We start from the raw sequence: 22,429 nt of genomic DNA, 5'->3' as shown, positions 1-22,429 counted from the left end.
CAAGCTGCTTGTATGAGTGATAATGTAGAGATAAAAGTTGATAACCTTGGTGGGGAATCCATATCAGAGGCCCCTGTTCGGGTTCTGAAAAAGGTTGGTGATGCCGTTTCCGCAGAAGAGGCGGTTTTTATTGTTGAAACGGATAAAACCTCTCTGGAGATAGCATCTCCGGTTGCCGGTGTTATCACCGAACTGCGCGTGTCGGATGAAGAGATAATAACCAGGGGCCAGGTTTTGGCGATCATCAGCAAGCATGAAGGTGCCCCTCAGGATGCCGCAGCGCGTGAGCACAAGCAAGCTGAAGTTGCAACTCCAGATGCCGAATTAGCACCGCAGGTTGAGCAACGTGATGCGCAAGCTCAAGTTGCTGACAAGGAAAAGCCGGTTAAGCCGGTCACTGGCCCACGCATTCCTGGTATAGACGAGTTCGTCGCCGGTGGGTGTTCCTCACCTGCTGATAGGGCGGCTGGTAAAATCACCAAGCCTGTGGGCGATGTGGGCAAGAGCCCCGTCCCGCAGCAACGCGTGTATGATGAGGTTGACGGCGTCATAAGCGTGCCAGGAGAAAGGCGCGTTAAGATGAGCAAAATCCGCCAGGTGATCGCGTCACGGCTGAAGGAATCGCAAAACACCGCAGCCACGCTCAGCACTTTTAATGAGGTGGATATGAGTGCTGTTATGGCGCTCAGGGGGAAATATAAGGAAGGCTTTGAGAAGAAGTATGAGGTGAAACTGGGGTTCATGTCGTTCTTCATCAAGGCCGTGGTGCTGGCTCTCAGAGAGATACCGGTGATTAATGCTGAGATTTCCGGGGATGAGATAATATACCGCGACTACTGCAATATCGGGGTTGCGGTCGGCACGGATAAGGGGTTAGTAGTGCCGGTGATACGCGGGGCCGAGACCATGTCGTTTGCGGCATTAGAGCAAGAGTTGGTGATGCTGAGTAAGAAGGCCAGGGGAGGGACGCTCACAGTTGCTGATATGTCTGGCGCAACGTTTACCATCACCAATGGTGGAGTATATGGGTCTCTTCTTTCCACACCGATTATTAACCCTCCTCAGTCAGGGATTCTGGGCATGCACGCGATACAAGAGCGCCCCGTGGTGGTCAACGGCAATATTGAAATCAGGCCCATGATGTATCTCGCGCTTTCGTATGACCACAGAATAGTGGATGGTCAAGGTGCGGTGACCTTCCTCGTGCGCGTCAAGCAATATATAGAAGATCCGAACAGGATGTCTCTCGAGATTTAGGTCATGGTTTCGGCTGGGGGCATAACTATTCACTCCGAGAAGGATTTTGAAGGCATGCGCAGGGCGGGTAGGTTGGCCGCCGAGACGCTGGATTTCATAACTCCCTACGTAAAGCCCGGGGTTTCTACAAACGCTTTGAATGATCTGTGCCATCGCTTCATTATAGATGCCGGCGCTGTGCCCGCCCCCCTGGGGTACCGCGGATATCCGAAGTCTATCTGTACCTCAAAAAATTGTGTAGTGTGCCACGGCATCCCGGATGATGTGGCGCTCAAGGATGGGGACATACTAAACATAGATGTTACGGTAATTTTGGATGGCTGGCATGGGGACACCAGCAGGATGTACTGGGTTGGCGAGAACACTGCGGTGAAGGCCAAGCGCCTGTGCGAGGCCTCGTATGAAGCAATGTGGGCTGCAATTGGACATGTGAAGCCCGGACAGAAGCTCAATAGGCTTGGCATGGCGATTGAGGAAACGATAGCCAAATATGGCTATTCAATTGTGCGTGATTATTGTGGCCACGGCCTCGGCAAAGTATTTCATGCGGCGCCTAATGTTGTACACTACTACGACGAGGAAGATGAAACTGTGCTGCAGGAAGGAATGTTTTTCACGGTGGAGCCCATGATAAATGCAGGTAAGCACCACACCACCGTGAGCAAGAAAGACGGATGGACCGTGACGACCCGAGATTTCTCTCTCTCCGCGCAGTTCGAACATTCGTTAGGGGTCACCAAAGATGGGGCGGAAGTTTTCACCATGTCGCCAAAGAATTGGAATTTCCCGCCCTACCAGTAGGCGCGCACCTCAATCGCCCGCGCGTGTGGTGGCGGGCAGCGGTTAGCGTCGTAACCTCAGGCTTTGCAGAAGAGTGCAGTTTCTGTATTGTGATACAATATTGCGAAGTTTTCCCGAAACTATGCAGCGGAATTTGCGGATCCACGGCTTCATACATGGCTGGCCTTTCAGGTATGTGCGATGCAAGCGATGAGAATCTCTACTCTGTTGGGTAAGGCTGCGGCCATGCTAAGCGGTGCTGGCGTGGCAACTCCGAGGCTAGATGCAGAGCTCATCGCGCAGCAGGCCCTGGGTATCAGTGCGATTGCCATGCTCGTAGATGCTGATATGCCAGTGGAACAGGAACGCGCGGATAGGTTTTTCGCGCTACTGGACCGGCGGCTATCGGGGGAACCAGTCTCGCATATTCTTGGCAAACGGGAATTCTGGGGCATGGATTTTGCAGTCAATTCAGATGTTCTCGATCCGCGGGCAGATACTGAGTCTGTGGTGTCTTCTGCAATCAAAATTTACAAAAACCAAAATCGTAACCTCACAATTGCCGATCTGGGCACAGGCACCGGGTGCATCTTGATTGCGCTACTATCGCACTACAGACACGCCACCGGGGTTGCATTTGAGAAGAGTGTGAAGGCTTACCGCGTTGCGCGACAAAACTTTGTGCGACACTCCATGCTCGCAAGGGTAAAACTGCGCTGTGCAAGCTGGGAGCGGTGCGAAGGGAAGTTTGACCTGATAGTAAGCAACCCCCCGTATATCAGGAGGTGCAAAATACCCGGCCTACAGCGTGAGGTCAGGCAGCACGAGCCATTGGGGGCCCTGGACGGTGGGACAAGGGGCATGGAGGCGTATACTCAGATTTTTAAGGTCCTAAAAAAATGCCTGCGCCCGTCCGGCAGGGCGATTCTGGAGATTGGTGAAGATCAGAGCACAATACGCGACGAAGCCCTACGCTGGAATATAGGCTTCTGCAACTATGAGTACGACCTTGCCGGTAGGAAGAGGTGCATCATCCTGAAGCTGCTGCCCGGGGCATAAAACTCCTCCACCGCCGCGCCAGCACTCGATTCATGCCAAGCCCACGACCGCGCGCCACTTGCCTTCCACCCGCACAGACACCAGCAACATGAAAGGGGCCAGGGCGCACGTGCTGAGCTACGCTACAATACCCGCAACAGACTGCCGCACTCTAGAGTTCCAACTCCCCGGATTCGTACAGGGCGTATAGATCATCACAACCGCCTATGCTCTTGCCGTCAATAAAAATCTGCGGCACAGTCCTCCTCCCCGAGCGCTCTACCATCTCACGCATAGCCTCCGGATTATCGGTGATGTCAATCTCCTTAAAGGGTACATTTTTTTTGTTGAACAAAGCCTTTGCCCTAGTACAATAGGGGCAGGGGACCTTTGTATATATGAGGACCTCCCGCATACTGCTCCTCCTTCCGAGATGTGCATGCTCTAGCTAGCACGGCTGCGTATAGATGTAAAGTTTTTATATGGAAGTATTGTATGGGCACGAGGGTAAAGAGGCGGTAGCGCTGACTTTCGGTAATTTTGACGGAATACACCTCGGGCATGTGCAGATATTCGCAGAGCTTACCCGGCGTGCTGCCGAGCTGTCTCTGCCCTCTGCTGTTTTGACGTTCTCCCCCCACACTGCCGCTTTTTTGAGGCAGAGAAAGAATTTCTTGTTAGTAGACTTTGAACACAAGGTGGAGCTCATAGAAGCGTGCGGGGTGGATTATCTGTACGTTGTGGAGTTCGGGCAGGAATTTGCGCAGCTATCACCCGATGCGTTTATTCATAATGTGCTGGTCGGTGGCTGTAAAGCCAGACACGTAGTTGTGGGGAAAGACTGCGTTTTTGGGCACAAGTGTGCGGGTAATCTCAAATCGCTCGAGCTACACGCGGCCACATGTGGATATGGGGTAACAGGAGTACCGCAGTACATGGTGGACGGACGTGCGTGTTCTTCCTCTCGCATCAGGGAGTGCTTGCAACTGGGTGATATTGAAACCGCAAATCTGCTGCTGGGCAGACGGCATGTCGTCAGTGGAAGGGTGCTAAAAGGCCGGGGCAGGGGAAAGCTCATAGGGTTCCCGACGCTGAATCTGAGCATGGATCATACCGTACTGCCGAAAAATGGTGTGTACCATGCGAGAGTGCGTTTTGGCGGGAACAATTATTGGCTGCCTGGCGTCGTCAACATAGGGACAAGGCCCACTTTTGCCGAAGAAATATGCCCACTGTTGGAGATGCACGTCTTTGATTTTGACGATGATGTTTACGGAAAATGGGCAGATGTAGAGCTGATTAGCTTTCTCAGACCTGAGCGTAAATTCCATAATGTTGATCAACTGGTTCGGCAAATAGAGCAAGACATATCCCGCGTAAAGCAAAGGCATTAGTTGCACATTTGCGGCTCCTATGTCACAGTGTTCACTTTTATGCTAAACTGCGGGTTGTGTAGTTGGTAGGGGTATACAGTGAAAAGCAAAATTGTTGGTGTGATAGCTATCGTGCTTGTTTTTGCGCTTGATCAGGTGAGCAAAGCTTATGCGATCGATTGGTACTCACAATCAGGTGCGACGGAGATTTTCAAATTCTGCAGCTTGGTGGAGGTTTGGAATAGGGGTATTAGTTTTGGTATGTTTGGTGCGCTGGAGAGTAGCAACTTGATCTTCACGTATGTCTCTCTGGGCGTCATATTGATGCTTTTTGTACTGTTTGTGCAGTCTAAGTGTAATAAAAGCACGATCTGTATGGGCGTGGTGATAGGAGGGGCCTTGGGTAACCTCGCAGATAGGCTCAGGTTCGGTGCTGTGTATGACTTTATCAGTCTGCATGCAGGCGAGTTTCACTGGCCCGCGTTCAACTTTGCGGATGTATGCGTGACGTGTGGGGTTATTTGTTTCCTATGCCTTGAGGTAATGTACCATGCAAAGGCGTGTGTAGACACAAGTGGAGACCCCGATGCGCTCTCCGTTAAGAAATATTAATTGTCTCACTATATTGCTTGGGACGAGGCTGATTTTTCATTTTGGATTAGGGGCGATGAACAAGTTTTTTGTGGCAAGCTTTCTGTTGGTTTCCCTTTTCTGCAGCTCTGCATTTTGTGCAAAACTACAAGGTGTGCGAGTTGCAGAACTCGAAAACGGGATGAAGGTTTATGTAATATCAGATAATCGCTTCCCGATAGTGCTGCATATGCTGGTATACAGGGTAGGTGGTATGGATGATCCACCTGGCCTTTCAGGCATCGCCCACTTTCTTGAACACATGATGTTTACTGGTACGGAGAAAGTTCAAGATTTCTCTGAAACAATCGGCCGGCTCGGTGGAAGATTCAACGCGATGACTTCGACCGCATACACTGCATACTATGAGTTAGTGGGAAAACGGCACCTGCCGCTGATGATGGAGATGGAAGCCGATAGGATGCGCAACCTTGATCTTACCGCGGAGCACATGGAGCGCGAACGCAACGTTGTGCTTGAGGAAAGAAAAATGCGTACCGAGGCAACCCCGCGTGGGTTACTGGAGGAAGAGGCTGTGAATGTCTTCTATCGTAACGGCTATGGCAGACCAGTCATCGGCTGGGAACACGAAATAGCTAACTATGACATGCAAAATGTCCAGGCTTTTTATCGCAAGTACTACAACCCCAACAATGCGATATTGCTGGTGGCTGGGGATGTGAGTTTTGAGGAAGTGATGGCGCTTGCACAAGCCAATTACGGTGGCCTGACAAACAACAGTGAGGCTATTGAGCGTAATGCCGATGCCAAGCTAGAACCCCCGCACAGGGCTGGTATAACCGTCAAAATGGAGAGCGCCTTTGTGGCAGATCCGGAAATGTTTGTGCTCTATCAAACTCCGAGTGTTATCCAAAGTGAAAGCCTGCACAACTACTACGCGGCAGCTATAGCCGCGGATGTGCTTGCCGGAGACGAATTTGGGGTACTGTATGATGAGTTGGTCCGCAAACAACGCGTAGCAACGCGAGTCTCTGCCTCACATAGTGCCAGGGAGCTGAGTAGTGGGGCAGTTTCCATAGACATAAGCCTTGCGCCAGGAGTTTCTCCCGATATCGTGAGCAATGAAGTTAAGCGCGTAATCGAGCAGCTAGTCTCTTCTGGGGCGTCAAAGAAATTTGTTGAAAATGCCAAGTACAGGGGCATGGCACGTGTTGTGTATAGCCTTGACGGCATTGAAGATAGGGCGTGGTTTTATGCAGGGCTTTTGGCTATCGGTTCCCCCGCAATTTCCATGGAGGATGTTGTGGATGCTATCAAGAGCATCCGGGTTGAGGATGTAAACGCGGCCATCAAGGGAACTTTTACCAATCCCGCAGTGGAAGGGCATTTGTTACCTAAAATATAGGAGGTTGATTGTATGAGTGCTAACCCTTTATTACGCGTCCTATTCCTCCTCGGTGTGGTGCTGTTCGGGACTGAGTGCGTTGCTGACGAGGTAACTGCGGACGTACGCAGCGCGAACACTCAAAACGGTATCAGCTATTGGTATCTGCAAGAGCACAACCTACCGATAGTCTCTGTGGCAATTGCGTTCAAAAAAGCCGGGTCGGCTTACGACCCCGAAGGGCGGCATGGCCTCTCATACCTGGCCTCTTTGGTTATGCCGCACTCTGAGGTTGAGGAGGGTGTTAGTGCCCTGCAAAAGCTTACTGAGCGGGGGATAGATCTGTCAGTCTCCGTCGATCGCGAACATGTGTATATCTTTTTGAAGACTTTGTCAGATAACCTCGGATTGGCGCTGGAAATGCTGGGCCGCTGCATGTTGGATACGCACATAAATTCTGAGGTTTTTGCACAGGAGAAGGAGCGCCAAAAGTCTGCGGTGCGCCATAGTATGACTGAGCCTTCAGAGCTGGCGATGTATGGGATAGGGCGCGTTTTGTTCGGTGATCACCCCTACGGCCGCTCGCCCAGAGGCAGCATCGAGGATATCGACAAAATAACTTTGGACGACATATCGCGCTACAAGCAGGAAACTTTTGATCTCGATCAAATGGTTGTTGGAGTAGTGGGAGATATCAGCGAAAAAAGCCTGTCAAAAATGCTCGACACAAGCTTTGCTCGGCTACGTAGAGGGCAGAATCTTAAAGAGGTCAGCCCGGTTGATGCTAACATAGGCAGTAGAGGGTATATCGGGTACGATGCTCCACAGAGTGTTGTTGTGTTTGCGGGCAAGAGTGTAGAAATCACAGATCATCGATACCATGCAATGCAGCTCCTGACGAACGCACTGGGCGGTACTGCCCTGAATTCAGTGTTGATGAGAGAGCTACGCGAGAAGCTTGGGATTACGTACAGGGTGGATAGCTTCCTGCACAACGAAGGGCACATGAATTTGATGCTAGGTGTTTTGTACACTGACAACTCAACTGCCAAGCGTGGGGTGAATGGGCTTGCTGACGTAATAAGAACGGTCAAAGAACATGGATTAGATGAGCAGGTGTTCAACATCTCAAAGGCCGATATCCTTGATTCTTTCGTATTTACCTTTCTAAACACGGGTTCTGTGGCGAATTTGCTCATGAGACTGCAGCTGCAGGGTAGGGAGCTGGGCTACATATCGGAATATCGCGCGCTGTTTGATTCCATAACGCTGCAAGAAGTTAATGAAGTTGCGCGAGAAGTGCTCGGTGACCTATCTGTTGTCGAAGTGGGGGTGCGAAACAACATTGGCGGTAGGGTAGTACCCTAGGCTATAACGGCTATTTTTAGGTAGTCACCACAGCAGTCTCCAAGAAGCTCGCGTTGCTGTGCACAGCAAAGTGTTTTGTTGCTCTGCCGTCCCACGGCTGCTATTAGGGGTTTGTGGTTTTCACTGTGGGAGATAGCGAGTATACTGTACGCGGCGGCAGGACCGCACATTGGATTTGTGTTTTACATGAGGGTATGTGAGGGGGGATGGCGAAGATGACGTTGAGAGCGGCGTAAGGGCTCTGATTCTGCGTAAGCCCATCAGCAATGTATACTTCAGGCTGGGGGTTCTTTGTGCTACGCTGTTTGCCACCGTAGCCGCGTTTGCGTTTGCCTATGCGATATCTGCTGGTGTTGCGTTTTCGTGGTACGCTCCGGTTTTTATTGTTGCTGTGGCCTCTACGGTGTCACTCCTTATAAGCTTAACATTCGTGTTCATTATGTCTGCCCTGCAGAGTCGCAGCGGTAGGGTGCAGCATGCCAGCGGAACGATACAAGCTCCTTTTGGTTGTCCGAACAGAAGATTTGATGTCAGTGTGCGCAGACATGGAGTGCAGGCTGGCTATGGGGTGTTTCAGTCGGTTCTAGCATGCGCTATTGCGTGTTCACTCATTACCGCCGCACTGGTGAGCGGGGTAATAGTTGGAAAGTCGCAAACTATACCCGCAATCGCTTCGCTGATTTCCAGAGTTCAAAGCGTAGAAAGTGTTATATTTCTCGCCGCAGTTGCGGCGTTTTTGATTTCGTGCTTTATGCTATTTTGCGTCAGAGTTTTTACTGATGGAGCCACACCTTGCGTAAACATGTTTGTTGTTGTGGCGTCAGAATCCGATCCCGCTCGCGCGGCGGTAATACATGGGGGGTCATCTCGCGGCTCTGTGGTGCAGGAGGAGCATGGCGTTGCAGATGGTACAGCAGCTGGGAATGCGCGTATCCCTGGTGCTAAGGGAGAGCGGAGCTCAGCCCACGATATTCTACAGGGCACAAGTTGGATCAATGCGCTCATGGGGCTCGGGAGTGAAACTTCTGGAGTCTGTGTTAAGTGTGTTATAGATGCTCGTAGTCCGCAATAGCTCCATAGAGGCTGTTTTAGTGCGTGATACTACAAGCTGACATAGACTTTGCAGGTTACGTGTAGTAGCTAACCTGGCGTGAAAATACGCAGTGGTGTATGTAAGCACGGAGCGCAGTTTTTGCACGCAGACTCATGCGCATATACGCTATGGGCGCAGATCTCAGCCGTTTTCTGCCAGTTTCCACACGTAGTATCGGTGTTGCTATTGTGCCATACTCTGCTATGCGGGGGTGTGCATTGCTAATTATTACTATAGAGTAAAAATAGGCTTCCAATGAGACGGCTGCAACTTAAAGATCTGTAAACTAGTTAGCTTCCGCATGTAAGGTTTTATATTTCCAAGTTTAACTAGTTGACAATCTTGTTCCCCAGCAGTAGTATCGCCTGGTGTGTTATCTATTTAGGTTGTGTCGGTTATGTCCTTCAAGATTAAAGATGAGAGGCTGAGTGCGCACATAGCGAACCCAGATGGTACTAGGTATATGCGTCAGGGTTTGGGTGTTACTACAGCTTTGTCGGTCATAGTAGTTGCCGCGCTTGCAGCGCGTGTGTGGAGGCTGTCTCAGGAGGGCCTGGAATCTAGCGTGCTTCTGAAGCGTCCCGAGTTCATAGCGCTGATGGTCATGCTGGCTGTGTTTGTTGTTGCTGCTATAGGCTTGGCCGTGGTCTGCAATGAACATCAGAAGAAGGCTAAGGAGATGAACGGCCTGTATCCGAATGCCGCATACTTGGTAGCTCCTGCTAGGGGGGCAGAAGGTGAGCTGGGACGGAGACATGAGACGCGGCACGTGTCTTTTGTTTCGAGCGGTCGCACAAATCCGTTCTCCACGCCTACATCTATGGCGGGTCTGGTGACTCTGACTGTGTTCGCTGCGCTGTCTGGTGCGCTGCCTAGTTCTACGGCTATTACTGCCGATTTGATAGGTTCCGGGTTTGCTGCTGCTACTCCTCTGCAACAAGCGTGGGTTGTCATGCTATTCTTAGCTATGGCTGTAACGTTCTTTGCTGCCATGAGAGGTGGATTGCTTGCCTCCGGTCAGGGGAACAGGCTTTGTGTTGTGAGCTCTGGTGATGTCTCCGCTGCAGATGGGGTCCTCCCCGCTGGTGCGCTGGGTCCAGAGACCGACTTCAACGAGGTTATGGCTATACACGTACACGATGCTAATTACAGGGGCGGCGGCGCGGCAACTCCCGTTGCAATGTAATCTCCGGGCGGCGGTTTGTGTTCCAATCTACTGCGGTTTGGCGTTGTTGCATGCTGTAGTGGTGGTGCGGTTCCTGGGTGGTTTCTCCCGCCTGGTCGCGAGTGCTACGTCGCCCTTTCTCTGTCTTCCTGGTAGCTGTGGGTGCGGTTGTTCCCGCTGTGCTGCCGGTTAGTTAAGTGTCGCTCTCCGGGTGTGAGCCTGCGTTGGTGCACGTTGTGGCTGTGTTGTCTGTGTAGGCTTGAGCCGCCTCCTGAGGCGGTTGCGCGGGGGTTCTATTGACTCTGGGTGCTTATTTCCTTAAAATGCTAGTAATCTTTTTAAGGTGATGAGGCTGTAGGGTGTATAGGGATGCTGACTACGGTGATGTAGGTGTTTCGCGGATTGGGCGTGATCGGCTGTACGCTAAGATTTGTGCTGTGCTGCTGGTTGCGAGCGCTGCCTCTCTTTCTTTCTTCGCCGCTTACATCTCCGCTTCTGGGGTCCACTTGCTGGGTGCAGGGCCTGCCACTGCGGCCTTCCTCTGCTCCATGGTGGCTGCTTTTGTGGCGTTTTCTGGGCTTATGGTGTTCTGCCTTAGGCTCAAGTCTGTAGACAAATATGGGCTCGTTGTCTCTTTGCCTGAGGAGGCGTTTAGCTCTTCGGGTATGCTGCAGATGAACGGGTCCTTTGTGCGCAGCACTAACGCTCGTGCTGAGGTTAGTGTCAGGACGGGTGGGCTTCGAGGTGCTAAGTTCGAGCCCCTTTCCTGCGCCCTTGTGGGGGCACTTGGCGTTTCGCTGTGTACTTTTTCTGCCGCGTTCGGCGTTTTGTGTGCCGGTGCCCAGGGTGATTTTGTGGAGGCAGCTAAGGCTCTGTTTGTCCCGTCCACGGCGTCGCACGTGTGCTTGGTTGCGGCTGCTTTGGTGTTGGTTACCGGGGGTGTAGGTCTTATACGCTACATGCTCTCTTCTGCAGGCAATGGTATGTTGGTCCTTAGTGATGACAGAACTCACTTTTCGGATGCAGACATCGACGATATTGCCGATAGGCTGAACGTTTCCTCCGCGAATATCGCCAATGTCAGGATCTCAAAAGGCGGTGCCTCCGTCGTACCTTTCGGCGTATCGCCCCTGCTGCCGTAAGTGTGGTGGCTACGCAGCTCCGTCCGTGTGCTTTTGTGCTCCTGTCGCGTTGGCCTGTGGCGTATTTTGCGGCGTGGCTGCAGCTGCTGGGGAGCTTTCCTGCTCTGTCGGAAAGAAGGTGTAAGATAGGGTAATCTCCCTTATATCCTCGGTTTGGGGGTCCTCCTCTATCTCTGGAGCTATGAAAAACGATACTGGCATAGTTATCTTCAGCCCTGGGGCGAATGTCTGCTGCGAGAAGCAAAAACAGGCGATTTTGTAAAAGTACTTTCCTGCTTGTACTGGAGTTACGTTATACACGGCCATGCCGCTTATTTCTTTGTCAGACGGGTTTTCTGCTACGTAGAAGGCCAACTGCTGCACTCCGGGCGTTACCATGACGTAGGGCTGTTCCGGGTGAAAAAGCAACGGAATGCCGTGTGTATCTGCGTTTAATCTGACTTTTATATTATAGCTGCCCGTTTTTTTCACTGGGGCCACAGATGCGGCCTCTTTTGTTGTGCCTCCGTAGCCGGTTGCCTTGCAGAAAATTCTATATAATGGCACCGACGCGTACGTCAGGCACAGCATTGAAGCTATTACTGACACTAGTAGTGTCAAGACCTCATTATTATTGCGTTTTGTTTTTTTCACGGTAGTTTTGAGGTTCCTTCTGCGTCCATTCTATGGGAGCTCGGTGATTTTTTTCAACATCAGTTTCGCTGCTTCCTGTTCCGCAAGCTTTTTACTACTGCCGGTACCCAGCACGTTGCCATGCTCCTGGATGCTTACCTCAACTGCAAAGACTGGTTTGTGCTCGGGGCCGGATTTGCTTACCAATTTATATAATGGCATTGCCCAGCCCCTGCCCTGTACCCACTCCTGCAGCGCAGTTTTTGGATCCTGAGGTGGCGTATAGGACATGTGTTGCGCGCGTGCGAGCCAGTGCTTATGTATAAAGCTCCTGTAAGCCTCCGGGCCGCCATCCATGTACATTGCCCCTATAAGGGCTTCTAATGCATTCTCAAGGGTGCCCGGATTGTCGGATCCTCCGCAGGTTCGCTCCCCGCCTGACATGAGTATGAGCTCACCCAGGCCTATGGATCTTGCAATCTCAACTACTTCTGAGCCGCGCACCAGCGCCGTTCTTTTTCTGGTCAAGCAGCCCTCGTCATCATCTGGAAAGAGCCTGTATAGCATTTCGGAGACAGTCATGCTCAATACTGCGTCACCGAGGAACTCAAGGCGCTCGTAATTCGCCGCACTCTTATACGAAAGGCTGGGGTGGGTCAACGCCTCTAGCAGCAGGTCTAAATCCCTAAATTGGTACCCTGTGGCCTCATATATCTTAAGTGCTAGGCTCTTTTTATCAACGGGATGCAACGCGAGACTCCTTTTTGGTTACTGGCGGGTTATTCTCAACATTGTAGAATTCCAATCTCATCGCGCCCTGCTGTAAGTTTTGTACGCTGAGCTCGGAAATGTATGCAGAACTGCAGCCAGCGAAGGCAAATGAGGCCACCATTGCCGCCCCTGATTGCTTTTCTATTATGTGAAATGTCTTCCTGCCGTCATGAACAACGGCTGACAGAATATTCAGCTGTTTGATTTTATCTGAATTTGTAGCGCTAAAAAGCTCCACAATCGGGTGGCGTACCTTTATATAGGAGTAGTGCTTGAGTGCCTGGTCGTAGAAGGTCATCCATCCGTTCTTGATCACAATTGATGTGGAAATTGGCGCATGGTAGTCAAACCTCAGGAGTCCAGGCCTAATCGTGGCTCTGCCGTATTGTACGGACCCATCTTCGCCAGTCTGTGCAAAATCTGCGTTGAAGGAATTTATGCACTCCACGATCTCAATGAGCTGCGCAGCAAAGCTAGGAGAGGCCACAGCCGGGGAATGGACGGAGCAGGGCGACCTGGCCGGAGTTATAAGATGCAGCAAAAAGAGTAACGCCCAGAACAGGGCGCCACGCCTATGCATTCTTGTTTAGTTTTACCGGTATGTATATCGGCGGTGCGTCACCTCCTCCCTTCTTTACGAGGAGCAACAGGGAACCCTTTCCGCCGCTGCCGCTCTTAATTTTGCTCATCTCCTTGTTGAAATCTGACACGCTGTTTATCGTTGCGGAATTGATGCCGAGCAGAATATCTCCCTTTCTGACGCCCTCACTGAAAGCATCGCTTCTGTGGTCAACCCTGAGTATCAGCACCCCTTCCTGCTGCTTCTTAGAGTTTTTAGGTAGATTGCCAACTGTAAGGCCCACGCTGTCATCGGTGGCTTCCTGGTCTGCCCCTCCTGGCACAGCGTCGTCCGGCAACTTACCGATTGTAACCATGACGTTAAGAGCGCGGCCATCGCGCTGGACAGTTATCTTGGCCTTCTCGTTCACTGCGGCTTTTGTTATAAGGTGCGTAAGCTGGGGCATATTCTCTATTTTCTGTCCGTTGAACTCCAGAATTACGTCGCCCACCTTGAGCCCCGCTTTCTCTGCCGGGCTATCCTTTGCTACGCCAGATATTAATGCGCCTCTTGCACTCTCCAGGCCAAGAGAGTCTGTCATATCATCAGTAACATGTTGAATGACAACCCCCAACCAACCGTGCTCTACCCTTCCACCCTTGGATAGCACACGTATAACACGTGCCGCATTGTTTGAAGGAATAGCGAACGCCACTCCAACATTGCCGCCGCCCTGTGGGGACATTATTGCCGTATTTATGCCAATGACCTCCCCATCAGCATTGAACAGCGGCCCACCCGAATGTCCGCGGTTTATGGCAGCATCAGTCTGCAAAAACTCGCTTGCAGTACCAATGTTAATATCGCGTGCGCGGCCCGAGATTATACCTACACTCACTGAACCTCCGAGCCCAAAGGGGTTACCTATAGCCAACACCCACTCTCCTACCAAAACTTCATCGGAGTTGCCCAGTGTTACCGGTTGTAGGTCTTTTTTCGTTTTGACTTTGAGCACTGCTAGATCCGTTTTAGGATCTTTTCCCAACACCGTAGCCTTGGCTGTGGAATTGTCGCTGAACTTTACGTGAATCTCCTTAGCGTTCGCTATTACGTGGTAGTTGGTGACTATCAGCCCTGACTTATCCACTATGAACCCCGAGCCCAGGGAGACTACCTTTCTGGGTTTTAAAGGGTCAACGAGGAGGGGCTCCAAGTTGTTGAAAAATTCCTCAAAAATACCCTTTGGAATTCCCGGGAACCTAAAGCCTTGGCCCATGGAGCTTGCATCGCTATCTACGGTCTGTTCCGTGGAAATATTGACTACCGCAGGCAACAGCTTAGCAGCCAGCCCAGAAAACCCCCTACGGCTGTCCGGAACGGCAGTTTTTGACCCTGCCACCGACGACAACGCGCTGCCTCCGGAGTGTATGCTACACAGCGACGCTATCAGCAAAAAAAGCGATAAAAACCTCTTCACACCTAACCCCTGCTTTTGTTAAAAAGACTGATAAAATCATTGTTTGGTGACAGCACAATTTTTGTCGTACCATCGCTAAATACTCGCCTATATGCTCTCATTGTGCGGTAAAAACTGAAAAAGTCAGGGTCGGCTTTAAGAGCGTTGTTATAAATTTGAGATGCTTTTGCATCTCCCGTACCCCTGATAATTTGCGCATCCCGCATCGCGTCTGCAATAATAACGCGTGTCTGGAAGTCTGCATCTGATCTGATCTTTTGAGACATCTCTTCCCCTTCTGCCCTGATCTCTCTCGCCTCCTTTTCTCTGTCAGTCTGCATGCGGCGGAAAATTGCTGCACTGTTTTCCTCGGGAAGGTCTGCTCTCTTGATTCGCACATCAACCATTTCCACACCAAACTTTTCAGACTCCGTGCTCACACCCTCTTGTATACGGCGCATGACGTCGGCTCTGGCTTCGTTAAGGAAGTTGATCAACGCTACGCTACCAACCTGCGCGCGTAGGCTTGATTCAATAATAGAGCCCAGCCTATTCTCAAGCCCAGTCTCACTCCGTACTGTTTGGTAAAACTTAACCGGGTCAATGATTTTATACTTTGCATAAAAATCAACAACAAAGCGCTTCTGGTCCGCTGCTATTACCTCGCAAGAGTCTGACCGGATCTCTATAATGCGCTTGTCAAAGTATATAACTTCGCTGATTACAGGAACTTTGTAAAAAAGACCACTTTTCTGTACGCTCTTCTGCACGCGCCCGAATTGCACCACGATAGCCTGGTGTGCTTCATCTACGATAAACGCGGATTCCAGCGCAAGCGTCACAAGGCCAAAAACGATAGCACCCAACAGCGCGAGCCTAGCAAGACTTAACTTCATACTACCCCCCGCTTCCAGCTTTCTTGCCACCCGCTCCGGCCAAGGGCAGGTAGGAGAACAGGCCTTTGATGTCGTCAGTAACAACGACCTTGTCCATATTGTTCAGCACCTCTTCCATCGCTTCTATATACATGCGATCTCTAACCGCTGCTGGCTGATTTACATATTCTTTGTACACCGCAAGAAACTTTGCGGCATCCCCCTGTGCCCGGTTTATCACTTCGCTCTTGTAAGCCTCAGCGTCGAGCTTTATTCTAATTGCCTCCCCCTTGGCTTTGGGCAACACTTCATTGCGATATGCATGAGCCTCGTTAATAGCCCTTTCCTTATCGGCTCTGGCACTCTGGACGTCTCTAAATGCGCTAATCACCTTCTCGGGCGGATCTACCTTCTTTAGCTGTATCGAGAGGACTTCAACTCCCATGCTGTAATGGTCCAACACACTCTGTAACAGTTTTTTTGTCTCATATGCTATGGAGGCTCTTCCCTCGCCCTCTATAGCGAAGGCTAGAGTACTTTTGCCAATTATCTCCCGCATAGCACTTTCAGCGGCATTCTTTACAGTGGCACCCGGCCTACCATCTCTGACGCAGAACAGATACTTGTATGCGTCAGTGACCTTCCACTGAACGTCAAAGTTTATATTGACGATATTCTCGTCGCCAGTCAGCATTATGCCCTCGCCGTGGCTATGCTCACCACCATCACCTCTGTACACACCGCTGCCAATTTCTTCCTTACTGACGATCTCGACCTTAACTTTCAGTACTTTACCGAATGGGCGGGGCAGCCAGAAGCGCAAGCCGGGCTCCGTCACCTTTCTGTATTTTCCAAACAGCAATTCGACAGCCTTTTCCTCTGGGTTTACCACGTAGAAGCCGGTACACGCGTACAGCACCGTAAGCGAGGCAAGAAGCAAGAGCAAATGTGAATACTTGAGCACAAAGTCGCCGGGATGCTTTCCCCCAGGGAACTCATTTAGTGCAGAGCGAACGCCCTCGAACAAGCCATCGAACTGGGAATCGCCGAACCTCTTGCCGTTTTTGGGTTTCTCAAACCCTTCGCCGCTCTCCCCGCCCCAGGGATCACCCCCATCGCTCATAAAGACCACCAATCCCAGCAGAACAAGAGGGAGTCTATCGCAGAATCATCACCGTATCAACAAAAATACTACCACCACCACCGCTTTTCGTCCCCCAATGCTGGTCTACTGTTCAGGTTGAGAGACCACCCCCTCTTGCTCAATGCTGGTCTACTGCCCAGGTAGTGAAGAATCCCCCTAAGCGTTGCCGAACCTCAACGGGACAAATAAAAAAGGGGAGTGCATTGCACTCCCCCTAAGCCTTCTATCTAGAAGGAACTAGAAGGCAAACCTAACACCCAACTCACCACCAAAGTAAGCGAAGTTAAATGAAGCAATACCAGTATCCTTATTCTTACCAGCAGTACCAGTATAATCAGAAATATGACTCAAAGGTAGCTCATCATAATCACCATCACCTAACACCTTGTGGTAGAAAGCCCCAGCAAAGGCAGAAATTTCAGGAGTCAGAGCATAACTCAGACCAGCCTTCACTCTGTAAGCAAACTTAGGATTAATGTGACCATCAACAACACTGACAAAGTTACCACCGATACCAGCACAAGCATAAGGAACAACCCCAATACCATCAGTCAGAAGGTCATAACAAGCATTGAGCATTACAGAAGTAGACCCTATAGCCCTGACCTCTATCACCTCCGCACCTTCAACAGCTCTAGCAAAAGCCCCAGCGACCATTGCCCGTTCATCAGCATCCAAGTTATTAATATCCCTAGCCCATTTTCTAATCTTCTCAGCAGCAATTAATTCCCTTGCAGCATTAGCTCTCTCACTTACATCTAGACTGTTTAAATAATCAGTCCAACCCCTGTTCTTAGCTATCTCCATCGCACTAGCTAATGCTGCCTTCATCACTGTTGCAACTCCACGCTTCTCAGCTATCTCTGTAAGCTCCTCTAGTGTCCTGAGCCTCAACCAATCCTTAAACCCCAATTCCTTCAGTTCCCTTATGGCAACTAGTTCACCTAGTTTGTTCTTGAGCTTATCAGCCAGCTTCTGTATCTTTCCACCCTGACTTCCCGTCCCGGGTTCTATCCCAGCTACCTGCCACTTCAACGCTCCTAGGCTCTTCACCTCCCCTAGTTTCTTCTCCAACTCCTTGAGATTCTCCTTTAGCGTACCATACCTCTCCGCTGACTTAAGCGTTGTTATCTCCGCCTTCGCCTCCTCCTGTATCTTAGCCTCTAGCTTCAGCAGCTCTCCCTCCTCGTTGATTTTCTCTATCTCCTTCTTTAGTTCTCCCATAGTTTCTAGCTTCTTCTCTAGGTCTACTAACTTCCGTATTTTCTCGAGCTCCTTCAGCGTTGCCTTCATTTCCCCCAGTGTCTGAGCTCTCTTCCCAGGCACTAGCTCATCTAACTGTCCTAGCGTCCCCAGTACCCAAATCTCATCTAGTTTACCTGCCACTGCTGTTATAGCTTGTGGATTCAGATCCTTACGTATACCTTGCTCATTCTGCTGTAGTCTCTTAAACTTTTCACTCAATCTCTCTTCCAGCAGATCCAGCTGTCCTCCCAATGCTCTAATCTTCTCAGTCAGTTGTAATCCCTCATGAGCCTCTAATCCTTGTGATTTCTGCTTCTCTGCCAATCTCTTAACTTCCTTAATCTCAGCCAGCATCCTCAGCTGCTCTTCTAGCCCCAATTCCTTCAGTTCCCTTATCGCTGCTAATTCTTCTACTGTTCCTCCTAGCCCCTTGAGACTTTCCTGCTTCTTGAGCTTCTCGGCCATGATTCCTAACGCTCCTCCTTTATCCGCTAGTTCCTTGAGCTGCCTAACTTCCCGTATTTCGCCTTTAGTTCCCAATGCTCCTCCTTTATCCGCTAGTTCCAGCTCCGCCAGCTTTTTCTCAGCCTGCTCCTGCACCTCCTCTAACTTCTTAGCTTCTATCTCCTTGATCCACTCCAGCTTTATCTCTTCCGGTGTCTTACCATCAGCAATTTCCTTCTTGAATCTCTGTACCAGCTCCTGCACTGATGCTTCCACGCCCAAAGCTTTTAGCGCTCCTTCGAGTCCTTGCTCCAGCTCCTCAGTCTCCAGCTTTTCAAGTTCTTCTAACCACTTAAGTTCTCCAAGTTCAGCTAATTTACTTACTTGCTTTGCTAGTTCATGTTGTAGCTTTTCTAATTCTTCTGGTCTGCTCAGTTCTTGTATAACTAGTCCTTCATCAACTCCTACCATCTCCCCAGCAAGTAATGTATTCCCATCTGAGATCTCTCTACTAAACATTGCCCTTACAGGACTAGCTGTTCCTCTTCCTATACTATCAACTACTTCCTTCTTTAATCTGTGTACATCACCCATGGACATCCTACCCAATGCACTGGATAGTAACTGACCCCTCGCTGTATCCAATGCTAGTTCCCTACCTAGTAGGAATGCTGCATCATCTCCCCCCTTAATAACAAACCTCTCATGTCCTATCCCTACTTCAACCCTGGCTCCTCCAATTCTGTACCCAATGCTCCCTCCAAGAGCCAGGGTACTGTTCCCAAATTCTAGCCCAGGCAGTGGGGTACTCCAGTCGAAGTGGTATGAGTTAAAATCGGTGACGTTGCTAGCAAGAGCGTTCATCGGGAACAGGCCCCTGGCACCGGTGAGAACATCCATTTCATCCTCATCGGTTTCGCCGATGATTTTCAGGTCCTTGATACCGTTGAAAGTTGGGTTATAGTCTAGGCCTATGTAGAAGCTCCCGTTGCCTTTCCCCAAAGCCGGTCCACTAGCCAACCTCTGTGTGCGTGACTTACTTCTATCGGCAGCCCCCGCAGACATACTATGGAGGATACCCAATGCTGATACCCCAGCAATCAGTAAGAATCTAAGTTTTGGCATCATCACCACTCTCCCTCGAAACATCACTCACACTTCCAACTCTACTGGGCACCAACACACTTGAAGTTCTTGGTACCACCGACATAACAAAGCCACTATCTATAAACCCCTGGCATCCCAGTCTAACTTGGCACGACCACCACAGCTCTCTGCACCATCACTGCCTAGCAGTGCCTTTATAACTGGAACAGTCAAAGCTCTCGGCCTTCGTGCCTCCTCCCACATCGCCCAACCCAGCAGCAAATTTAGCCATAAGCTTACCAGCACCAAAGAATATAGCTGTAAATACAACCAACATTACAATAGCAGGCCATGCAAGCTTACCAAAGATAGCCATAATGCTAGAACCTAGTATCACTCCAGTCATGATGGGTAGTCCCAGCTTCTGCACAAACCGTATAACATTACATATAACAACAGTCGCTGTATCATCAGCTTCAGTACCAGTAGTACTAGTATCAGCCCCTGCAGCAGGTACACCATGTAAGATACCCAATGCTAATACTACAGCAATGAGTAAGAATCTAAGTTTTAGCAACATCACCACTCTCCCAAAACCTCTACGTCCACCCTTGCACTAACTGGTATTACCCTCAATACAGTGGCCATAAGCTTACCTATGGCTGTACACACAACCAGCATTACCATGGCAGGCCATGCAAGTGTGCCAAGCCATGACGCCAGAACCTAGTACCACCCCTGTCATGATGGGTAATCCCAGCTTCTGCACGAAGACAATGACGTCACAAATAACCTTGGTAGCTGTATCGTCAGCAGTGTTAGTACTGCTGATAGTATCGGCATTAGTAGAACCTGCTGTGATGAATAACCATATCAGGGCTACCATAGCAGGAGCTAGGTATCTTCGTGCAAAGTTGAACATATTCCTCCATAGTACTTATTCATCACATACATGCTGTGATGTACGTAATGGATAATAATTCTGTAACTTGTCCTATAGCCTCCAGTGTGCAAGCTGGCAGCATTACAGCACAGAGTTGCTAAAATTTTGTAAACAATCCTGGGTTGTACTGATGGGGTATGTGCCGCTGCCACATCAGTAGATGAGGCAGCGGCACAAACGCTGCAGTGGACTTTTACGCCACCTGGTGTCTTGATTGATTCTACTACCAACACTTGAATTTCCTTGTGTTGCCAACTTTCAGTGCCAAGTCTTTCTCTAAACCTTCCGCTCAACTGCCCCAACCTGACTCGCTTCACACTTGAACTGCCGGCACAACCCTCTTGTAATTACTTGTGTAATTGCTTGGGTCGACACACATCTGTCACCTTGTGGCACCAACGGGCATGACCGAAAGACACGGCTTGGGTTACCTAGCAGACGTTGCACGTGCATGGTTGGTGATATCCAGCTGTTTTGCCTAGTAAAAATTCGCTCCAACACAACCTTCAGCGAGACACAAATTTGCGCGCGCATACAAAGGCCTGTTGGCCGAGACTTTTTGTTCTCTGCATTTTTGGAGTCACGTGTTGTTAAGTAATTTCCTCTACGTCACTGGCCCCTGTGACATTGCGCCGCTTATCGAGGAACTTTGGATGAAGCCCCAGGCCCCTTTCACGTTGCTGCATGCACCCTGTGCGTGTGACGCCCTGACTACTGCGTTGCCCGTATTTGGTGTGCTATCTTGTGTGGGGCTCCGTTGGATACTGGATACCTCGGTGGCTATGCATAATTGCCGAAATGCCGCAACGGACGTTTTCCAGTGGTTTTTCGGTCTGCACCCATGCACGTCTCGCGCGGGCAAGCGTTCCGAGCAGTGCCATCCCTGTGAACACAATTCGGGGTTACCTAATTTTGTGTCGTGTAACACCAAGCTAGACCCAATAGGCGCAAATTTCAGGGAACTATGGCGGGAAACTTCTTGCGCGAGATTCTGTAGCTCCGTGTCTATCTGGATCCTGCGCATGAAAAGGCGCGTCCATATCGCGAATAAGTGGCGGAGTTCGATACTGGTGCACTGTCACCCTGAAGCGTAGAGAGTTTGATTGTTTACTAGGGAGAGGAAAGTGACTTGTTGTTTGTTATTGAAGCGTTTCGGAGGTGCTATGTACGCCGTAGCGCCGAAGGTATTGTTATTTTTGGTGTTCCTGTTCGTTGTCGATTCGGCGCATGCTGCTAGTAATAAGAATGCTGGCAATAATAAGAGTAAGAGCACGAGCAGTAAGAGTGTAAGCGGTAGTAAGAGTAAAAGTGTGAGCAGTAGTAAGAGTAAAAGTGCCGGCAGTACGAATGTCGGTACTGCCAATCAGTTTCCTGCTTTGGGTGGTGGAGGCTCAGGTAGTGGTAATACAGGCTCAGGTAGTGGAGGAGGCACAGGTGGCGGCGGTGGCGGCGCCAACGATGATATGGTTGCCGGCAAAGTCATCTGTAATGTAATCAGTTTCGTTAGGGCTATAGGGTTGCCAATCATGACTGGGGTGATATTAGGCTCTAGCATCATGGCAATTTTCGGCAGATTGGCATGGCCTGCAATAGCCATACTAGTAGTGTTTACCGGAGTGTTTTTTGGAGCGGATAAACTGGTTAAGAAATTTGCCGATGGTGTTGGTCCGACATCCGTATTTTCGTGCACATAGGCGTGTACGTATCTGGGCGCGATTGTGTCTACAGCAACTGTGATGCGTGAAGGCTCACGGTAGACAGGCGCCCACGCTGCCGCCCTGCACCCCCGGGGCGGCGGTGGTTTAGCCTTGCGGAAAACGCAATGGTTTGCACCAGATGATATGCAGATCTGGTATTATTGTAGCTGGCAGTGGAACTCGGTGGGGCCCGATGATGGGTAATGTGCCGCAGAAACTTACTGGCCGGCAGTGCAGCAGGGGCGAACTGCCCCCGAATTTCGGTTTGCTAGGTTGTAAAAATTGCGGTAAAGGCCCTATCCTAAATTTGGTGTGGCTTAGTACGCACTGCATCAGGTGTATGGGCTCACTACTGGTGACAGATTTTCCCCATCATCTGCGGTGTGTACTACGTTTTACCGCGCTC

The 22,429-nt window shown here is 50.4% G+C and carries 21 protein-coding genes and 2 pseudogenes; 11 read left to right on the top strand and 12 right to left on the bottom strand.

Features of this window, described 5'->3' with window-relative positions:
* Positions 1-12: 12 nt before the first annotated feature.
* The 3 genes from sucB to prmC all read left to right on the top strand — a co-directional run bounded on the left by sucB (position 13) and on the right by prmC (position 3,096).
* Positions 13-1,257: a dihydrolipoyllysine-residue succinyltransferase gene (gene sucB, locus AMF_RS09105; RefSeq protein WP_035018081.1), complete on the top strand. Its 1,245-nt coding sequence runs from the start codon at positions 13-15 to the stop codon at positions 1,255-1,257.
* Positions 1,258-1,260: 3 nt separating this feature from the next.
* The gene (gene map / locus AMF_RS09100) at positions 1,261-2,058 is read left to right on the top strand and encodes a type I methionyl aminopeptidase (protein WP_010265995.1); all 798 of its coding nucleotides are present in this window, start codon (positions 1,261-1,263) and stop codon (positions 2,056-2,058) included.
* A gap of 189 nt (positions 2,059-2,247) precedes the next feature.
* Positions 2,248-3,096, top strand: a complete 849-nt coding sequence (gene prmC, locus AMF_RS09095) for a peptide chain release factor N(5)-glutamine methyltransferase (RefSeq protein WP_227013282.1) — start codon at positions 2,248-2,250, stop codon at positions 3,094-3,096.
* 151 nt (positions 3,097-3,247) lie between these two features.
* On the opposite strand, the gene grxC is transcribed toward prmC, so the two are convergent.
* A complete protein-coding gene (gene grxC / locus AMF_RS09090) occupies positions 3,248-3,490 on the bottom strand; it encodes a glutaredoxin 3 (protein WP_010265991.1) in 243 nt (80 codons plus the stop codon).
* Positions 3,491-3,557: 67 nt separating this feature from the next.
* On the opposite strand from grxC, the gene AMF_RS09085 reads away from it, so the two are divergent.
* The 7 genes from AMF_RS09085 (at position 3,558) to AMF_RS09050 (ending at position 11,191) form a co-directional block, all read left to right on the top strand.
* Positions 3,558-4,469, top strand: coding sequence for a bifunctional riboflavin kinase/FAD synthetase (locus AMF_RS09085; RefSeq protein WP_010265988.1), 912 nt, complete (start codon positions 3,558-3,560; stop codon positions 4,467-4,469).
* A 78-nt stretch (positions 4,470-4,547) separates the two neighbouring features.
* The gene (gene lspA, locus AMF_RS09080; RefSeq protein WP_010265985.1) at positions 4,548-5,060 is read left to right on the top strand and encodes a signal peptidase II; all 513 of its coding nucleotides are present in this window, start codon (positions 4,548-4,550) and stop codon (positions 5,058-5,060) included.
* A gap of 55 nt (positions 5,061-5,115) precedes the next feature.
* Positions 5,116-6,444: a M16 family metallopeptidase gene (locus AMF_RS09075; RefSeq protein ID WP_010268506.1), complete on the top strand. Its 1,329-nt coding sequence runs from the start codon at positions 5,116-5,118 to the stop codon at positions 6,442-6,444.
* A gap of 12 nt (positions 6,445-6,456) precedes the next feature.
* Positions 6,457-7,791, top strand: coding sequence for a M16 family metallopeptidase (locus AMF_RS09070; protein ID WP_010268501.1), 1,335 nt, complete (start codon positions 6,457-6,459; stop codon positions 7,789-7,791).
* Between the two features lie 196 nt (positions 7,792-7,987).
* Positions 7,988-8,863 carry a hypothetical protein gene (locus AMF_RS09065; RefSeq protein WP_010268497.1) on the top strand — a complete coding sequence of 292 codons (876 nt, stop codon included), beginning with the start codon at positions 7,988-7,990 and terminating at the stop codon, positions 8,861-8,863.
* A 418-nt stretch (positions 8,864-9,281) separates the two neighbouring features.
* Positions 9,282-10,070 (top strand): hypothetical protein, encoded by a 789-nt coding sequence (locus tag AMF_RS09055; RefSeq protein ID WP_037349015.1) that lies wholly within the window; start codon positions 9,282-9,284, stop codon positions 10,068-10,070.
* Between the two features lie 338 nt (positions 10,071-10,408).
* Positions 10,409-11,191 carry a hypothetical protein gene (locus AMF_RS09050; RefSeq protein WP_010265971.1) on the top strand — a complete coding sequence of 261 codons (783 nt, stop codon included), beginning with the start codon at positions 10,409-10,411 and terminating at the stop codon, positions 11,189-11,191.
* A 9-nt stretch (positions 11,192-11,200) separates the two neighbouring features.
* On the opposite strand, the gene AMF_RS09045 is transcribed toward AMF_RS09050, so the two are convergent.
* The 11 genes and pseudogenes from AMF_RS09045 to AMF_RS09005 form a co-directional block, all read right to left on the bottom strand.
* Complete coding sequence (locus tag AMF_RS09045; RefSeq protein WP_010268488.1) at positions 11,201-11,824, bottom strand: cytochrome c oxidase assembly protein; 624 nt, start codon at positions 11,822-11,824, stop codon at positions 11,201-11,203.
* 30 nt (positions 11,825-11,854) lie between these two features.
* Entirely contained in the window at positions 11,855-12,553 is a 699-nt protein-coding gene (rnc, locus tag AMF_RS09040; RefSeq protein WP_010265965.1) for a ribonuclease III, read from the bottom strand.
* The gene (locus AMF_RS09035) at positions 12,540-13,061 is read right to left on the bottom strand and encodes a LolA family protein (RefSeq protein WP_227013284.1); all 522 of its coding nucleotides are present in this window, start codon (positions 13,059-13,061) and stop codon (positions 12,540-12,542) included. The genes rnc and AMF_RS09035 overlap by 14 nt, the downstream gene beginning before the upstream one ends.
* A gap of 85 nt (positions 13,062-13,146) precedes the next feature.
* Entirely contained in the window at positions 13,147-14,610 is a 1,464-nt protein-coding gene (locus tag AMF_RS09030) for a Do family serine endopeptidase (RefSeq protein WP_010265961.1), read from the bottom strand.
* 2 nt (positions 14,611-14,612) lie between these two features.
* A complete protein-coding gene (hflC, locus tag AMF_RS09025) occupies positions 14,613-15,485 on the bottom strand; it encodes a protease modulator HflC (RefSeq protein WP_010265959.1) in 873 nt (290 codons plus the stop codon).
* 1 nt (position 15,486) lies between these two features.
* Positions 15,487-16,587, bottom strand: coding sequence for an FtsH protease activity modulator HflK (gene hflK, locus AMF_RS09020; RefSeq protein WP_010265958.1), 1,101 nt, complete (start codon positions 16,585-16,587; stop codon positions 15,487-15,489).
* A gap of 258 nt (positions 16,588-16,845) precedes the next feature.
* Positions 16,846-17,304 (bottom strand): annotated as a pseudogene (gene msp2 / locus AMF_RS10605) (outer membrane protein MSP2); the annotation flags it as partial.
* Between the two features lie 1,734 nt (positions 17,305-19,038).
* Positions 19,039-19,362: pseudogene (locus AMF_RS10600) on the bottom strand (P44/Msp2 family outer membrane protein); the annotation flags it as partial.
* 217 nt (positions 19,363-19,579) lie between these two features.
* A complete protein-coding gene (locus AMF_RS09010) occupies positions 19,580-19,963 on the bottom strand; it encodes a TrbC/VirB2 family protein (RefSeq protein ID WP_041660055.1) in 384 nt (127 codons plus the stop codon).
* 72 nt (positions 19,964-20,035) lie between these two features.
* Entirely contained in the window at positions 20,036-20,269 is a 234-nt protein-coding gene (locus tag AMF_RS10310) for a TrbC/VirB2 family protein (RefSeq protein ID WP_011114088.1), read from the bottom strand.
* 8 nt (positions 20,270-20,277) lie between these two features.
* On the bottom strand, positions 20,278-20,643 hold the full coding sequence (locus AMF_RS09005; protein ID WP_010265942.1) for a hypothetical protein: 366 nt from the start codon (positions 20,641-20,643) through the stop codon (positions 20,278-20,280).
* A gap of 846 nt (positions 20,644-21,489) precedes the next feature.
* Here AMF_RS09005 and AMF_RS10650 point away from each other — a divergent pair.
* A complete protein-coding gene (locus AMF_RS10650; RefSeq protein WP_010265935.1) occupies positions 21,490-22,020 on the top strand; it encodes a TrbC/VirB2 family protein in 531 nt (176 codons plus the stop codon).
* Positions 22,021-22,429: the final 409 nt, after the last annotated feature.

This window comes from Anaplasma marginale str. Florida, from assembly GCF_000020305.1.
In the GTDB taxonomy this organism is placed as follows: Bacteria; Pseudomonadota; Alphaproteobacteria; order Rickettsiales; family Anaplasmataceae; genus Anaplasma; species Anaplasma marginale.
This window is presented reverse-complemented; position numbering and strand designations above follow the sequence as displayed.

What these genes read in the sequence shown, in the direction of transcription:
- sucB (WP_035018081.1), top strand. Translation starts at nt 13, where the DNA reads ATGAGTGATAATGTAGAGATAAAAGTTGATAACCTTGGTGGGGAATCC.
- map (WP_010265995.1), top strand. Translation starts at nt 1,261, where the DNA reads ATGGTTTCGGCTGGGGGCATAACTATTCACTCCGAGAAGGATTTTGAA.
- prmC (WP_227013282.1), top strand. Translation starts at nt 2,248, where the DNA reads ATGAGAATCTCTACTCTGTTGGGTAAGGCTGCGGCCATGCTAAGCGGT.
- grxC (WP_010265991.1), bottom strand. Translation starts at nt 3,490, where the DNA reads ATGCGGGAGGTCCTCATATATACAAAGGTCCCCTGCCCCTATTGTACT.
- AMF_RS09085 (WP_010265988.1), top strand. Translation starts at nt 3,558, where the DNA reads ATGGAAGTATTGTATGGGCACGAGGGTAAAGAGGCGGTAGCGCTGACT.
- AMF_RS09075 (WP_010268506.1), top strand. Translation starts at nt 5,116, where the DNA reads ATGAACAAGTTTTTTGTGGCAAGCTTTCTGTTGGTTTCCCTTTTCTGC.
- AMF_RS09070 (WP_010268501.1), top strand. Translation starts at nt 6,457, where the DNA reads ATGAGTGCTAACCCTTTATTACGCGTCCTATTCCTCCTCGGTGTGGTG.
- AMF_RS09055 (WP_037349015.1), top strand. Translation starts at nt 9,282, where the DNA reads ATGTCCTTCAAGATTAAAGATGAGAGGCTGAGTGCGCACATAGCGAAC.
- hflC (WP_010265959.1), bottom strand. Translation starts at nt 15,485, where the DNA reads ATGAAGTTAAGTCTTGCTAGGCTCGCGCTGTTGGGTGCTATCGTTTTT.
- hflK (WP_010265958.1), bottom strand. Translation starts at nt 16,587, where the DNA reads ATGAGCGATGGGGGTGATCCCTGGGGCGGGGAGAGCGGCGAAGGGTTT.
- AMF_RS09010 (WP_041660055.1), bottom strand. Translation starts at nt 19,963, where the DNA reads ATGTTGCTAAAACTTAGATTCTTACTCATTGCTGTAGTATTAGCATTG.
- AMF_RS10310 (WP_011114088.1), bottom strand. Translation starts at nt 20,269, where the DNA reads ATGGTAGCCCTGATATGGTTATTCATCACAGCAGGTTCTACTAATGCC.
- AMF_RS10650 (WP_010265935.1), top strand. Translation starts at nt 21,490, where the DNA reads ATGTACGCCGTAGCGCCGAAGGTATTGTTATTTTTGGTGTTCCTGTTC.